Annotated in this window: 14 protein-coding genes and 1 tRNA gene; 6 read left to right on the top strand and 9 right to left on the bottom strand. The window is 68.0% G+C overall.

What is annotated here, in order from left to right; translation table 11 throughout:
* Positions 1-12: 12 nt before the first annotated feature.
* From kdpA to cpdR, 5 genes are all read right to left on the bottom strand, one after another.
* Positions 13-1,716 (bottom strand): potassium-transporting ATPase subunit KdpA, encoded by a 1,704-nt coding sequence (kdpA, locus tag U1707_RS13975; RefSeq protein WP_332800682.1) that lies wholly within the window; start codon positions 1,714-1,716, stop codon positions 13-15.
* Positions 1,717-1,728: 12 nt separating this feature from the next.
* Positions 1,729-1,818, bottom strand: a complete 90-nt coding sequence (kdpF, locus tag U1707_RS13970) for a K(+)-transporting ATPase subunit F (RefSeq protein WP_022685962.1) — start codon at positions 1,816-1,818, stop codon at positions 1,729-1,731.
* A 107-nt stretch (positions 1,819-1,925) separates the two neighbouring features.
* A complete protein-coding gene (locus U1707_RS13965; RefSeq protein ID WP_332800681.1) occupies positions 1,926-2,831 on the bottom strand; it encodes a TorF family putative porin in 906 nt (301 codons plus the stop codon).
* Positions 2,832-3,066: 235 nt separating this feature from the next.
* A tRNA-Val gene (locus tag U1707_RS13960) sits at positions 3,067-3,141 on the bottom strand.
* A gap of 44 nt (positions 3,142-3,185) precedes the next feature.
* Positions 3,186-3,563, bottom strand: a complete 378-nt coding sequence (gene cpdR, locus U1707_RS13955) for a cell cycle two-component system response regulator CpdR (protein WP_131587604.1) — start codon at positions 3,561-3,563, stop codon at positions 3,186-3,188.
* A gap of 110 nt (positions 3,564-3,673) precedes the next feature.
* Between cpdR and U1707_RS13950 the strand changes: the two genes are divergently transcribed.
* Positions 3,674-4,519, top strand: a complete 846-nt coding sequence (locus U1707_RS13950) for an N-formylglutamate amidohydrolase (protein WP_332800680.1) — start codon at positions 3,674-3,676, stop codon at positions 4,517-4,519.
* A 5-nt stretch (positions 4,520-4,524) separates the two neighbouring features.
* Here U1707_RS13950 and U1707_RS13945 read toward each other — a convergent pair whose 3' ends face one another.
* From U1707_RS13945 to U1707_RS13935, 3 genes are all read right to left on the bottom strand, one after another.
* Positions 4,525-7,692 (bottom strand): TRCF domain-containing protein, encoded by a 3,168-nt coding sequence (locus U1707_RS13945; protein ID WP_332800679.1) that lies wholly within the window; start codon positions 7,690-7,692, stop codon positions 4,525-4,527.
* A 147-nt stretch (positions 7,693-7,839) separates the two neighbouring features.
* Complete coding sequence (locus tag U1707_RS13940) at positions 7,840-8,817, bottom strand: Gfo/Idh/MocA family protein (protein WP_332800678.1); 978 nt, start codon at positions 8,815-8,817, stop codon at positions 7,840-7,842.
* 208 nt (positions 8,818-9,025) lie between these two features.
* Complete coding sequence (locus tag U1707_RS13935; RefSeq protein WP_332800677.1) at positions 9,026-9,751, bottom strand: FadR/GntR family transcriptional regulator; 726 nt, start codon at positions 9,749-9,751, stop codon at positions 9,026-9,028.
* Positions 9,752-9,896: 145 nt separating this feature from the next.
* Between U1707_RS13935 and U1707_RS13930 the strand changes: the two genes are divergently transcribed.
* Together U1707_RS13930 and U1707_RS13925 are read left to right on the top strand one after the other, a co-directional pair.
* Positions 9,897-10,760, top strand: coding sequence for a 2-dehydro-3-deoxygalactonokinase (locus tag U1707_RS13930; RefSeq protein ID WP_443025701.1), 864 nt, complete (start codon positions 9,897-9,899; stop codon positions 10,758-10,760).
* Positions 10,757-11,389, top strand: a complete 633-nt coding sequence (locus U1707_RS13925; RefSeq protein ID WP_332800675.1) for a 2-dehydro-3-deoxy-6-phosphogalactonate aldolase — start codon at positions 10,757-10,759, stop codon at positions 11,387-11,389. Before U1707_RS13930 ends, U1707_RS13925 begins: the two co-directional genes overlap by 4 nt.
* Positions 11,390-11,553: 164 nt before the next feature.
* Here the strand turns inward: U1707_RS13925 and U1707_RS13920 are convergent, their stop codons facing one another.
* Complete coding sequence (locus U1707_RS13920; RefSeq protein ID WP_332800674.1) at positions 11,554-12,030, bottom strand: glycosyl hydrolase 53 family protein; 477 nt, start codon at positions 12,028-12,030, stop codon at positions 11,554-11,556.
* 42 nt (positions 12,031-12,072) lie between these two features.
* On the opposite strand from U1707_RS13920, the gene U1707_RS13915 reads away from it, so the two are divergent.
* The 3 genes from U1707_RS13915 to U1707_RS13905 are packed head-to-tail and all read left to right on the top strand — an operon-like array spanning position 12,073 to position 15,058.
* Positions 12,073-13,194, top strand: coding sequence for an 8-amino-7-oxononanoate synthase (locus U1707_RS13915; protein WP_332800673.1), 1,122 nt, complete (start codon positions 12,073-12,075; stop codon positions 13,192-13,194).
* On the top strand, positions 13,191-13,808 hold the full coding sequence (gene bioD / locus U1707_RS13910) for a dethiobiotin synthase (protein WP_332800672.1): 618 nt from the start codon (positions 13,191-13,193) through the stop codon (positions 13,806-13,808). Before U1707_RS13915 ends, bioD begins: the two co-directional genes overlap by 4 nt.
* Positions 13,805-15,058 (top strand): adenosylmethionine--8-amino-7-oxononanoate transaminase, encoded by a 1,254-nt coding sequence (locus U1707_RS13905; RefSeq protein ID WP_332800671.1) that lies wholly within the window; start codon positions 13,805-13,807, stop codon positions 15,056-15,058. Before bioD ends, U1707_RS13905 begins: the two co-directional genes overlap by 4 nt.
* Positions 15,059-15,118: the final 60 nt, after the last annotated feature.

The raw sequence follows: 15,118 nt of genomic DNA, 5'->3' as shown, positions 1-15,118 counted from the left end.
ATGGCGCCCCCGTCAGGACAAAGTGCCGCGGATCATCGCGAGATGATCGGCGATGGGACCGAGCGCGAGGCTCGGCAGGAAGGTCAGGCCGCCCAGGATCAGCACGATGCCGACGAGCAGACCGACCCACAGGCCGCCGGTCGTCGGGAACGAGCCCGCGCTTTCCGGCGTGTATTTCTTCGCGGCCAGGCTGCCGGCGATCGCCAGCATGGGCACGATGATGAAGAACCGGCCGACCCACATCGCAACGCCCAGCAGGCCGTTGTAATAGGGCGTGTTGGCGCTCAGCCCGGCGAACGCCGACCCGTTGTTGCCGACCGCGCTGGTGAAGGCATAGAGGATCTCCGAGAAGCCGTGCGGCCCCTTGTTGAGCGGCCCCGCCAGCCCCTGCGCCAGCACCGACGACAGCGCGGTGAGACCGAGGATCATCAACGGCAACACCGCGATCGCCAGCACCGCGAGTTTGACCTCGCGGGACTCGATCTTCTTGCCGACATATTCGGGCGTGCGACCGACCATCAGCCCGGCGACGAACACCGCCAGGATCGCGAACAGCAGGAAGCCGTAGATGCCGGCGCCGACGCCGCCGATCACGACCTCGCCCAATTGGATGTTGAACAGCGGGATCATCCCGCCCAGCGCGGTGAAGCTGTCGTGCATCGAATTGACCGCGCCGCACGAGGCCGCGGTGGTGACGACCGAGAACAGCGCGGACGCGGCGATCCCGAAGCGGACCTCCTTGCCCTCCATGTTGCCGCCCGCGACGCCGAGATGATGCAGCACGGGGTTGCCGGCGGCTTCCTGCCAATAGGTCACGGTGACGCCGGCGAGGAACAGGATCACCATCGCCGACAGGATCGCCCAGCCCTGCTTGGTGTTGCCGACCGCCTTGCCGAACGTCCAGGTCAGGCCGAACCCGATCAGGAAGATCGACAGCATCTGGATCAGGTTGACCAGCGCGGTCGGGTTCTCGAACGGATGCGCCGAGTTCGCGTTGAAGAAGCCGCCACCATTGGTGCCGAGCATCTTGATCGCTTCCTGGCTGGCGACGGGCCCGATCGCGAGGACCTGCTTGACGCCTTCGAGCGTGGTCACGTTGACCGTCGCGGCCAGCGTCTGCGGCACGCCGCTGGCGATCAGGAACACCGTATAGACGATGCACAACGGCAGCAGCAGGTACAGCGTGATGCGCGTCACGTCGGCCCAGAAATTGCCTATCGCCTTCGACTCGCGTCGCGCGAACCCGCGGAACAGAGCGAATGCGAGCGCGATGCCGGTCGCCGCGCTCAGGAAATTGTGGATCGTCAAGCCGAGCATCTGGCTGAGGTTCGACATCGTCGACTCACCCGAATAGCTCTGCCAGTTGGTGTTGGTGGTGAAGCTGACCGCGGTGTTGAACGCGAGGTTCGGCGACAGCCCGGCGAGCCCCTGCGGGTTACCCGGCAGCACGCCTTGCAGACGCAGCACCGCATAGGTGAACGCCATCAGCGCGACGTTGAACAGCAGCATATGCAGCGCATAGCGCCGCCAGCCCTGCTCGGCCTGCGGATCGACCCCGGCGAGTTTGTAGAAACCGCGCTCGACGGGTCCGAGGACGACGTGCAGCGGGGTGCGGCGGCCTTCGTACAGTGCGAACAGCCTCAGGCCGACCGGTTTGGTCAGCGCGAGCAGGATCGCGACGAAGCCGAGGATCAGGAACCAGCCCTGGAATGTCATGGATCGCCTCCTTCAGAAGCGTTCGGGGCGGATCAGGACCGCCACCAGGTAGATGAGCAGGCCGAGTGCGGTCAGCGCCGCGAGCCAGAGATCGAGAGTCATCGCATCGCCCTCACGCGTTGTCGCACAGGCGGGCATAGGCCAGCGTCGCCGCCACCAGCCCGACCATGACAAGGATCCAGAACAGGTCTTCCATCGGTTGATCCTTGTTAAAAAGCGGCGGTGAGCGAGGCGACGACGGTGCCACCGGCGATCGTGCCGGTGCCGTCCTGCCCCTTGCTGAAGCTGGGCTGCAGATAGGCGGAGCCGCGGCGCGAGATGTCGGTGTCGACGTACGACACGTTGAACGTCAGGCTGCGCCACGTCGTGTCGGCGCCCAGCGACCAGTCCCAATATTTGCCTGTCGGGGAAACTGCGGTCGCGTTGGGGCCAAGGCCGTCCTGCCCCCAGCTATGCCCGATATGCGCCTTGGCGGTGATCGGCGTCCCCGCGATGGCGAACGCGCCGTCGCCCGACAGATAGAGGTTGTCGTCCTTCGCGCCCGGCCGGGTGTAGACGCCGGCCGCCGCATCGGCGCCGGTCGCGTACCATCTGCCGATCGCCTGCTGCTTGGGCGCATAGGCGGCGGCCGCGGTCAGCGTGGCCGGGCCGGCGGTGCCACTCAGCTTGACATAGGGTTCGGCGAAGTCGGTCTTGTCCGCGCCGCCCGGGTACATGTACCAGGTCAGCCCGGTATCGACCGTGGCGGTACTGCTCAGCTTCGCCTTGTAGCCGCCGATCAGGTCCAGCTCCATGTTGGCGCCGCCGAACGTGCCCCATCCGGACAGGTTCGACGCCCAGGTGCCGACATAGAACCCGCTCTCGTGCGCGATGGTGAGACCGCCCTGGATCTCCATCTGCCGATCGGACTGCGACACGCCGCGAAAGCGGTAGTCGGACGCGATCGCGACCGATCCGCTGACCGTGATCGCGGACGGCGGCGCGGCCGGGTCCGCCGCAACTTGGCTCGCCGGTGCCGGGTCAGCCGATGCCGTGCCGACGGGCCCCGATTGCGCCTGCGCCGCTGCCGGGATCGCCAGCAAAATCCCTGCGATCGCCGAATATATACGCTTCATTCCTGCCCCCAACCGAAGTCGCCTCCGCAAGAGATGTGCGGAAGCCGTGGAGCCTGGCGATTAGGCGTATGCAGCGTAGCAATTCGAGAGCGATTACCGCCTTTCGCATATAGCTGGCGTATAGCTGGGTGCCGAAAGCGCGATCAGGTCAGGGGATGCGCGACGGCGGCCGGTACCGGCCGCGGCTGGACAACAAAAAAGCCCTGGCACCTCATCGAGATACCAGGGCTTTCTATGGTGGGCGTGGCAAGGATTGAACTTGCGACCCCTGCGATGTCAACACAGTGCTCTACCACTGAGCTACACGCCCGCCGGACGGCTCCACTAGCCGCGGTTATCGTGGCGTGCAAGCGTTCAATGCATACCCGTCACATTATCCATCTCGAACAGCCGATCGACCTCGGCGACGAGGTCGCGCAGATGGAAGGGCTTGGACAGGACGCGGGCGTTCGGCATCGCCCGACCGGCCTTCAGCGTGACGGCCGCAAAGCCGGTGATGAACATCACGCGCAGGTCGGCACACATCTCCCCCGCTTTCTGCGCAAGCTCGATGCCGTCCATCTCGGGCATGACGATATCGGTCAGCAACAGGTCGAACGTCTCGGTTTCGAGCAGCGGAATCGCCGCGGTGCCGCGATCGACCGCCGTCACGTCATAGCCCGACCGCTCGAGCGCGCGCGTCAGATATTCGCGCATGACCTGATCGTCTTCGGCCAGCAGGATTCGCAGCATCAATCTAAAGTCCCGTTTTCGCACAGCATCTGTCGCCCCGCCCTAGCCGCAAAGCGGTTAAGATTTCCAGATCGATTGCCCGCATCGCTCGGTCGCCCTAGCGTGGATCGATGCCATCCCCCCCTTTCGAACGCCTCGGCGCCATGCCGCCCGTGAGCCCGGTGGTGATCTCCGTGCCACATGCCGGCCGGGAGTATCCGCTGGCGCTGAAAACGGCATTGCGTGTGCCGCTGTCCGGACTGCTGCCGCTGGAGGACCGTCTCGTCGATGCGGTCGCCAAGGCGGCACGGACGAACCAGACCGCGATCGTCCAGACCAGGGCGCGGGCGTGGATCGACCTGAACCGCCGTGAAGACGAACGTGATCCGGCGATCGACGAAGGGGCTGCACCGACCCCGCTCGCGCAGCAATCCGCCAAGCTGCGCAGCGGCCTGGGCCTCGTGCCGCGACGGACATCGGGGGCCGGCGACCTATGGGCGCGACGGTTTACCGATGCCGAGATCATCACGCGGATCGTCGAGGATCATCGCCCGTATCACGATGCGGTCGGTACGGCGCTGAAGGCGGCGCGTGCGAAGTTCGGCGTCGCCATCTTGCTCGACGTCCATTCCATGCCACCGCTCGGCCCGGGCAGCGCGCGCATCGTGATCGGCGACCGGTTCGGTCATGCCGCGGATGGCCGGTTCGTCGATGTCGCCGAAGCAGCCTGCGTCTCGCACGGCTTCTCGACCGCGCGCAACGCGCCGTATGCCGGCGGGCATATCCTCGAACGCCATGCCGAGCCCGGCAACGGCATCCACGGCCTCCAGTTGGAACTCGACCGCACGCTGTATCTTGACCGCAAATACCATGCGCCGGGCGCCGGGTTCGCCCGCGTCGTCGACCTAGTCCGGGCGCTTCTGTCCGCGCTGGCCGAAGAAGCAGGCGTCGCACCGCTGGCGGCCGCAGCGGAATAACCGGGTCAGTCGGCCATCGCGCCCAGCACGTCCGCGATCCTTGCCGCACGGTCGACCGGATCGGCGATGCTCTCGCGGACGATCCACCGCCCGTTCTTTTCGACCAGCTCCTCCAGGGGTTTGGCCGCGCGCCGATCATGCGGGGTCAACGCGATGGCCACCGGCCCAGCATCGATCCGCTGGATACCGCCCTGCCGCGCGAGCATACGGATCCTGGCGACATGCAACAGCCGCTGCGCCAGATCGGGCATCGCGCCGAAACGGTCGTCGAGTTCCGCCTCGAAGCGATCGAGCGTCGCCACGTCGGCGATCCGCGCAAGCCTCCCGTACAGAGCAAGCCGGACCTCCTCCTCGGGGATCCAATCCTCGGGCAGGCTGCCGCCCAGTTCGAGATGCAGCTCGGGCACCCAGTCGTCGATCGGCTCCCCGCCGTCGTGATCGATGCGCGCCTGCTGCAACGCCCGCGCGAACAGATGCTGGTACAGATCGATGCCGATCAGCTTCATGTGGCCGGCCTGCGCCTCGCCGACCAGATCGCCCGCACCGCGCAGATCGAGATCGCGCGCGCTGATCGCGAAGCCCGCCCCCAACCGGTCGAACGCCTGGAGCGTGTTCAGCCGCTTCAACGTCGCCGGCGCGATCGTCGCATCGCCATCGGTCAACAGCATCACCTGACTACGCCGCCCGCCGCGACCGACCCGCCCGCGCAACTGGTGGAGCTGCGACAGGCCGAAACGGTCGGCGTGATGGACGATCATCGTGTTCGCCCGCGGCACGTCGAGCCCCGCCTCGATGATGTTGGTCGCGAGCAGCACGTCGCCATCGCCCGCCGCAAACGCGACCATCGCCTCGTCGATCTCGGTGGCCGCCATCTTGCCGTGCGCCTGGACCAGACCCAGTTCGGGCACGAGCTTCGCCAGCTTGGCGGCGAGTGGCGCCATATCGTCGATCCGGGGGACGACGACGAAGCTCTGCCCGCCGCGCGCGCGTTCGCGGCGCAACGCCGCACGGACGAGGGTGTCATCAAAGTTGGAGATCGCGGTGCGGATCGGCTGGCGACGTGCGGGCGGTGTCGCGATCACCGACATGCCCTGCAGGCCGACCATCGCCGACTGCAACGTGCGCGGGATCGGCGTGGCGCTCAGCGTCAGGACGTGCCCCGCACCGAGCGTCTGGAGCTTTCGCTTGTCGGCAGTCCCGAAACGCTGTTCCTCATCGATCACGACCAAAGCGAGATCGCGGTAGGTCACGCCCTTGCCGGCGATCGCGCCGGTACCGACCACGATACCGATCGACCCATCGGCCAGCCCGGCGCGGACCCGTGCCTTGTCGGCGGTGCTCGACAAGCGGGAGAGGCCGGCGACGACGACACCGGTGCCCTCGAACCGTCGCGTGAAGGTCTCGATATGCTGGCGGACCAGCACCGTCGTTGGCGCGGCGATCGCAACCTGCCGCCCGGCGAGCGCGACAGCCGCGGCCGCGCGCAGGGCGACTTCGGTCTTGCCGTACCCGACATCGCCGATCACCAGCCGGTCCATCGGCCTGCCGCTCGCCAGGTCGGACAGCGTCGTCGCGATCGCGCGCGCCTGGTCCGGCGTCTCGGTAAAGGCGAATCCGGCGGCGAACCGCTCATATGCGACCCGGTCCGGCACGATCGCATCCGTCATCCGCGCATCGCGCTCGGCCGCCAGCTTGGCCAGATCGCGCGCGCTCTCGGCGATCGTCGCGTCGATCGCGCCGCGACGCTTCTGCCACGATGCGCCGTCGAGCGTGTCGAGCGTCACCGCATCCTCGTCGGCACCATAGCGCCAGATCCGGTCGGCTTCCGCAACCGGCACGAGACGCCGCCCGCCCTTGGCATATTCGAGCACGATCGCGTCGCCATCGGTGCCGGGCAGCGGTTGCAGCCCGCGCACGATGCCAATCCCGAACGTCTCGTGGACAATGGCATCGCCGCACCGCAGTTCGCTCGACAAGAGGGATTGCGCGGCGCGGCTGTCGCCGATCTCGCCACTCGCCCGCCCACCGAGCAGATCGGCGGCGGCAACGACGGTCACGCCAGCCACGACGAAGCCGCGATCGATCGGCGCGGCCAGCATCATCGCCCGGCCCGGCTTTGCCGCACGAACATCCGCCCATGCGTCGATCTGATCGAATGCGGTCTTGGCCGCACGCTCCAGCCGGGGGTGCAGAAACCGCAGGTCGCGCGGCGATCCGGCAATCACCAGCTGTCCGTCGGCAAGCACATCCTTGGCGAAGCGCGCAAAGGCGCGGGTCGGATCGCGCCGCTCGACGAATCGCGGCGGCATGTCGTCGGCGATCTCGAACGCAACCGTCTCGCACGCCGCGATCGCTTTGGTCCAAGCGGTGTCGACGACCAGTTCGGCAGCAGCCTTGCGACGCGGAAGACCATCGGCGGCAACGCCAAGAAAGCGTTTGCGGCGGCTTTCGGCGTCGGGATCGAGCGCGATCGCCGCACCGGGCAGATGCGCGAGGATCGTCTCGCCCTGCTCGACGACCGGCTCGGTCGCGCGGCCGATCTCGATCGCCTCCAAAGCGCCCTGGCTCAACTGCGAGACCGGGTCGTAGACGCGGAGCGCGGTGATCCTGCCATCGGCGAACTCCACCCGGACCGGCAGATCGCGATCGACCGGGAATATGTCGATGACACCGCCACGCACCGCGATCTCGCCGGGTTCGTCGACCCGGTCGTCGATGCCATACCCGATCTCGGCAGCGGTCGCGGCGAACGCGTCGAGATCAATCGGATCGCCCGGCACGAGCCTTGGCGGGACGGCGTCGAACATCGCAGGCGCGGGATAGCGGACCGCGGTGGCCTCGGCGGTCGTCACCAGCAGGATCGGCGCGTGCTTGGCTTCGACGCCTGCGCGCAACCGCCGCAATGCAGCCAGGCGCAGACCGACATTGGCCGGCGATGCGGGGGCGTCGTCACCCGGCAGCGCGTCGCTGGAAGGAAGGTGCACCACCAGCGCATTGGGCGAGAGCGCCGCGACGATGGCGGCGATCTCGGTCGCGCGCCGATCATCGGCCGCGACGTAGACGAGGTTACCGTCCGCCAGGCGTTCGACAATCGCGGTTGCCAGCGGCGCCGCAGCGACCGCCTCCGTCGCGATGCCGTATTCCTGCTCGACCTGCGGACTGACCTGAAGCATCGATACGCATCCTTATCCCTGGCCCTTACCGGACCCGCACAAGCACAGAACGTGAGGCCTATCGGCGCGTTCCTGCCCGCTTATCGTCGATCAAGCCGTTTGTATCCTGCGTTACCTGGACGCGTAAAATCGATCCCGCGCGCCGAATTACCAGGCGAATGCGGGAACGATCGTGCGGCGGCCCAGCAGGAACGCATCGGCGACGAGACGCAACGGCGTGACGTCGACCTCGCTCGACCGGCTGCGCACCAATTCGGCGAACTTGCCATACAGCCCTGCATATTCGGCATCAGGCGCTTCGCTGATCTTGCCGTCGACCTCCAGCACCGACCCGCCCATCCGCAACGTCAGTCGACCGCCATCGGTATCAACGACGATGTCCCATTGCTGCGGTCCTTCGTGCAGGAAATCGAACGCAGCGGTGACCGGCACGCGCGCGCCTGCTCCCCCCGCCCCTGCTCCCAGCGCACCGTAGCACGACAGGCGAAGATCGGCGGCAAGCGGCGACATCCGTCCCTCCGGCACGCGCATCTCAGCATCGTCGACCGTCCAGCCGCCGGGCAGGATCTGGGTCGCGATCGACAGCGCATTGATCCCCGGATCGAACACGCCGAACCCGCCGGCCTCCAGGATCCAATCCTGGCCGGGGTGCCAGCGACGAATATCCTCGCGCCAGTCGATCGTGACCCGCTCGACACGTCGCCCTTCGAGCCATGCGCGCGCCGGAGCGACGCCCGCCGCCTCGCGCGAATGCCAGGTCGCAAACAAAGTCCGGCCCGCGGCCACCGCATGCGCCTCGATCAGGGCGATCTCCGACAGCGTGGCGGCGGGCGGCTTTTCCAGCATCACGTCGAGCCCGGCATCGATCGCCGCCATCGCGATTTCGGCACGGCCGACCGGTGGCGTGCACAGCGATACCGCATCGATGGCGTAATCCGCCGCCAGCAGTTCGGCGATATCGTGATAGTTCGCGACCCCGTCGACGACCGCGTTGCGACTGACCGCGGCGACCAGTTCGAACCGCGGGTCCTGCGCGATCGCCGGCAGATGCTGGTCACGGGCGATCTTGCCGACCCCGACGATGGCGAGGCGGATCGGCTTGGGGGGCGACGGGTCAACGGCCATGGGAATCCTCTCTATTTGTCTTACTTTATTCGTAAGGCGCAGGAGGGCGGCGATCAACGGTAACCGGCATCACCCCGCCTTGCGGAACGTCACGCCCAGCGAAACGTCACGCCCGGCGAAACGTCACGCCCGGCGAAACGTCACGCCCGGCGAAACGTCACGCCTGGCGAAACGTCACGCCTGGCCGAACGCTTCCGATACGATCGCGCTATTCCTCGCCGATCAGCACCAGGACGTCGCCGATGATCCGCGTCATCGCCACCCTCGCCGCCGCCGGATCGCGCGCGACGATCGCGTCGGCGACGGCTGCGTGGTCCGGAATATTCGCCGACCGCCCCTTGATCCGGTTGGTGAAGCGGATCGACGTGCGCAGCGCGGTCGACACCACCGACTGGAACTGGGCGTAGAACGGGTTCTTCGAGGCGCGCAGGATCGCGACGTGGAACGCGATATCGGCCTCCAGCGGATCGGTCAGCCCCGCCTCGCCTGCCTCCATCTGTTCCAGCCCGCCGCGGATCGCCCGCAGGTCTGCCGGGTCGCCGAACCGCGCCGCCAACGCCGCCGCCTCGGGTTCGATCGCGATGCGCAACTGGTTGAAATGCCGCAACAGGTCGACCGAGAACTTGCGCTCCAGCGTCCAGCGCAGCACGTCGGTATCGAACAGGTTCCAGGCGCTCGCCGGTTGCACCACGGTGCCCTGGCGTGGTCGCGCGCTGACCAAGCCCTTGGCGGTCAGCATCTTGACCGCCTCGCGCGTGACCGATCGACTGACCCCGTGCGTCTTGGCGATCTCCGCCTCGGTCGGGAACGGCCGCGTCTCGTACCGCCCGGTCACGATCGCCCGCCCCAGCGTGTCGAGCATGCCGTGGGTGAGATTGCGACCCGCGATCACGCTGGACGGAATAGTCTCGCTTTCTGTCATGTCGGTAGCCATTGCCTGTCGTTCTGGCCCAACATTCCCCCGCTGTCACGCCTATCGCGACCATAGTGGACCTGATACTTTGATCGTATAAATACTCGTACGCTCGCAGGACGCAACGCGCGCGTAGGATCGGGCCGATAGAATCGAGATGGTGACCATGACCTCCTTCATCGCAGTCGACTGGGGCACGACCAACCGCCGTGCGTTCCGGATCGAGGACGGCAGCGTGGTGGCGACCGAACGCGACGATCGCGGCGCGGCGAACGTCGCAGCCGGCGAGTATGCGAGCGAGGTCGCGGGCATCCGCGAACGGCTTGGCGATCTGCCGATGCTGCTCGCCGGCATGGTCGGGTCGAACATCGGCTGGCGCAGCGTGCCCTATGTCGCCGCGCCCGCGGCCCTCACGCAGATCGTCGCCGCGCTCGACCGGATCGATGCGCGCACCGCGATCGTGCCTGGCCTGTCGTACCGCGACGGCCTGCATGCCGACGTGATGCGCGGCGAGGAGGTCCAGCTGCTCGGTGCGGTCGCCGCCGGACTGGTGCCGCCCGACGCGCTGCTGTGTCAGCCGGGGACGCACTGCAAATGGGCGACCGTCGAAGCCGGCGCGATCGTCCGTTTTACCACCGCGATGACCGGCGAGCTCTTCGCGTTGCTCCGCGCGCACGGCGTCCTCTCGCGCCAGCTCGGCCACCCGGTCGAGCCGGGCGCGGCGTTCCTCGAAGGCGTCGCGGAAGGCGCCAAACGCGATCTCGCCGCCAGCCTGTTCGCGATCCGCGCGCGCGGCGTGCTGGGCCTTGCCGACGACGCCCATGCCGCCTCGTTCGCGAGCGGACTGCTGATCGGCGCGGATACCGCCGCGCGGATCGAGCACGGCGCGGCCGTCCATATCCTCGCCGATCCCGCCCTCGGCGCGCTGTATGCCAGCGCGATCGAGGCGCTGGGCGGCACAGCCCATCTCGTCGACAGCCAGGCCGCGTTCGTGGCGGGCATCACTCGCATCCAGGACCTTGCCGCATGACCGACCACCGCCAAGCCTTCGACGCCGCCTTCGCCAAATGCCCGCTGATCGCGATCCTGCGCGGCGTGAAGCCGGGCGAGGTCGAGGCGATCGGCGAGGCGCTGGTTGCCGCCGGGTTCACGATCCTCGAAGTGCCGATGAACTCGCCCGATCCTCTCGACAGCATCGCCCGGCTGGCGCGTAAGCTCGAGGGCCGCGCGGTGGTCGGTGCCGGCACCGTCCTGCGCGTGGAGGACGTCGAAGCCGTCGGCGCGGCGGGCGGCACGCTGATCATCGCCCCCAACGCGAACCTGCGCGTGATCGCGGCGGCCGCCGAGCGCGGCTATGTCGCGCTGCCCGGTGTCGCCACGCCGACCGAGGCGTTCGCCGCGCTCGACGCCGGTGCCGCCGCGCTGAAGCTGTTCCCCGCCGAAGCCGCCAGCCCGACCGTCCTGAAGGCGATGCGCGCCGTCCTCCCCAAGGATACGCGCGTGCTACCGGTCGGCGGGATCGTGCCGGAAGGCATGGCGGCGTGGCGTCAGGCGGGCGCGGCCGGATTCGGGCTGGGGTCGGCCTTGTATGCGCCGGGGATGACCGCAGCCGATGTCGGCGCGCGCGCGGCAGGATTTATTGCGGCGTTGAAGGACTGAACGATCCTCCCCCGCCAGGGGAGGTGGCACCGAAGGTGACGGAGGGGGAGGACACGGAGCAGAGGTTTCCCTTCCGCCCCCTCCGTCTGGCAAGAGCCAGCCACCTCCCCCTGGCGGGGGAGGATCGAAGACCTCGCCGATTGCGGTCGAACACGTTGCGCGGGTTACTTCCCTCGCTTCAAATACCGCCGCCCGAGAAAATCGAACGCGGGCAGCGCCTCGTGCTCCTTCAACCCGAACCACGCCGCGTTCTCCCAGTTGGACCCCGTCCCCCAGCGCGTCTTGCACCCGGTCGAGACCCAGCCCGGCTCCCAATACACCACGCCGATCCCGCCCGCATCAACGACCGTCTGCGTCAGGTCGACCAGATAGTCGCGCTGTCCGGTCGGCGTCGCAGGATAGCCCGGCAGCAGCGAATCCGCGCCGAGAAGATCGGAGGACGCATCCTCGCCGACCGGACTGAACGGATAGGCGGTCTCGACGACGATCACATCCGCCTTGTACCGCGCCTTGGCAGCCGCGATCGTCTCGCCGAGTTGCGCCGGCGTCCGCGTCGACCATTTGCGGTAATAGCTGATCCCGATCACGTCGAAATCGCGCACAGCCGATTGCGCGAGGGTGATTTGCGGCGGTCCGCGCATCGCGGGATCGTCTTCGGCCGGCGTTGCGACTAGGGCCGCACGATGATGTTCGCGGACCAGATACGAGACCTGGCAAACCTCGCCGCGGCGGATCGTCGCCGAACGCTAGCCCCCCGGCGCGGCATCGACTTTGCGTCGAACGACTATCTCGGGCTCGCCGGTTGCGACCGGCTGCGCGATACGATGGTCGAGGCGTTGCGGCGCGGTGTCGCGGTGGGCTCGGGCGGATCGCGACTGTTGCGCGGGAATGCACCCGAACACGAGACGCTGGAGGCGGACTCAGCGCGGTTCTTCGGGACCGAGGCGGCGTTGTTCTTCGCGAGCGGCTATGTCGCCAACACCATCCTGTTCGCGACGTTGCCTCAGCGCGGCGACCTGATCGTCCACGATGCGCTGATCCATGCGAGCGCGCACGAAGGCATGCGGCTGACGCGGGCGACCTGTGTCGCCGCCGCGCATAACGACGCCGATGCGGTCGAGGATGCGATCGTCGCGTGGCGCGCGTCGGGTGGCACGGGCCGCGTGTGGATCGCGGTCGAAAGCCTCTACAGCATGGACGGCGACCGGGCACCGCTCGCGGCATTCGCCGAGATCGCCGACCGCCACGACGCCATCCTCCTGATCGACGAGGCGCATGCGACCGGGGTGTTCGGCACCGATGGTCGCGGGCTGGCGGACATGCTCGACGGGCGCGAGAACGTCATCACCCTGCGCACCTGCGGCAAGGCGCTCGGGTGCGAGGGCGCGCTGTTGTGTGGCCCGGCGGTCATGCGCGACTTCATCGTCAATCGCGGGCGCGGGTTCATCTTCTCGACGGCACCATCCCCACTGATGGCGCTCGCGGTAGGCGAGGCGTTGCGGATCGTCGCCGACGAACCGGCGCGGCGCGAACGGCTTCGGGACCTGGTCGCGACAGCGGAGCGGGTACTGGCGCCGCACGGTGTCGCGGCGACCGGGTCGCAGATCCTGCCGCTCGTGCTCGGCGATGCCGCGCGGACGATGCGCGTCGCCGGCGCGATCCAGGCGGCGGGGTTCGACGTACGCGGGATTCGCCCGCCGACCGTCCCCGAGGGCGGATCGCGGCTACGTATATCGCTGACGCTCAACGCGACGGTGGCGGATATCGAGGCGCTGGGCGCGGTCATGGGAGAGGCACTGCAATGACGATCGTCGTTACCGGAACAGACACCGATATCGGCAAGACCGTGTTCGCCGCCGGCCTGACCGCGGCGCTCGGCGCGCGCTACTGGAAGCCGGTGCAGGCGGGGCTGGCCGACGGCAGCGACGCGGCGTCGGTCGTGACGCTGGGCGTCCCCGCGGACCACGTCCTGCGCGAAGCATACCGCCTGACGACCCCGTGCTCACCGCACCTCGCCGCCGAAATCGATGACATAACGATCGACCCCGACCGGCTCGCATTGCCCCAAGTCAACGGCCCGCTGGTGGTCGAGGGTGCAGGCGGCGTGATGGTGCCGGTGACGCGCGACCTGATCTTCGCCGACCTGTTCGCGCGGTGGAACAAGCCGGTCGTGCTAGTCGCGCGCACGGGGCTTGGCACGATCAACCACAGCCTGCTCTCGATCGAAGCGTTGCGCAGCCGCAGCGTACCGATCCTCGGCATCGCCTTCGTCGGCGACGCGGTCGAGGACAGCGAGGCGACGATCGCGACGATCGGCGAGGTCCGCCGGCTGGGCCGCCTGCCCTGCCTCGATCCGCTGAACGCCGCGACCCTGGCGGAGGCGTTCGCCGCGCATTTCGATCTGGAGGCGTTCCGATGAGTGCGGTCTGGCACCCCTTCACGCAACACGGCCTGGGCGAGCCGATCCCGCTCGTCACGCATGCCGATGGCGCCGCGCTGTACACGTCCGACGGTCGGCGGATCGTCGATGCGATCTCGTCCTGGTGGGTGACCACGCACGGCCATGCCAACCCGAAGATCATGGCCGCGATCGCCGAACAGGCGGGCAAGCTCGACCAGATCATCTTCGCCGGCTGGACGCACCAGCCCGCTGAGGAGCTTGCACGTGGCCTGACCGCGATCATGCCGCCCGAGCTGACGCGCGTGTTCTTCTCCGATTCGGGGTCCACCAGCGTCGAGGTCGCACTGAAGATGGCGCTCGGCTATTGGCTGGATCGCGGCGAGGATCGCCACCGCATCCTCGTGCTCGAACACGGCTATCACGGCGACACGATCGGCGCGATGTCGGTGGGCGCGCGCGGCGTCTACAACCGGGCCTATGCGCCGTTGCTGTTCGACGTCGGCACGATCCCGTTCCCCGCCGCCGGGTGCGAACAGGCGACGCTCGACGCGCTGGAGCAAGCGTGCGCGGCGCATCCCGCCGCGTTCATCGTCGAGCCTCTGCTGCTCGGCGCGGGCGGCATGCACGTCTATCCCGCGCACATCCTCGCCGAGATGCGGCGGATCTGCGCGCGCCACGACGTGCTGTTCATCGCGGACGAAGTGATGACCGGCTGGGGCCGCACCGGCACGCTGCTGGCGTGCGAACAGGCGGGGGTGGTGCCCGATATCCTCTGTCTGTCGAAGGGGCTGACCGGTGGCGCGATCCCGCTCGCGGTGACGATGGCGACCGAGGCGATCTATCAGGCGCATTACGGCACCGACCGCGCGCGCATGTTCTTCCACTCGTCGAGCTATACCGCCAACCCGATCGCCTGCGCCGCCGCCAATGCGAACCTGGCGATCTGGCGCGACGAACCGGTCCGCGAGCGGATCGCGGACCTCGCCGCACGCCAAGCCTCGCGGCTGGAGGCCCTCGCCCGGCATCCCCGTATCGCCAACGCACGCCAGATCGGCACCATCACGGCGGTCGAACTCCGCGGCGAGGACGGCTATCTCTCGCAGATCGGACCCCGCCTGCTCGCCTTCTTCCGCGACCGCGACCTGCTGCTCCGCCCGCTCGGCAACACCGTGTACGTGATGCCGCCTTATTGCATCGACGACGCCGATCTCGACCGGGTTTACGCAGCGATTACCGATGCGTGCGAGGAAGTCCGAAATCGAGACTGACGTTCTTGCTGCACTGCAGCAACAAATGATGTAGGTGCTACGTTGACAGAGTATCGCGGC

This window comes from Sphingomonas sandaracina (genome assembly GCF_036663695.1).
In the GTDB taxonomy this organism is placed as follows: Bacteria; Pseudomonadota; Alphaproteobacteria; order Sphingomonadales; family Sphingomonadaceae; genus Sphingomonas.
The sequence above is the reverse complement of the archived record's forward strand: the minus strand, read 5'-3'. Positions and strand labels throughout refer to the sequence as shown.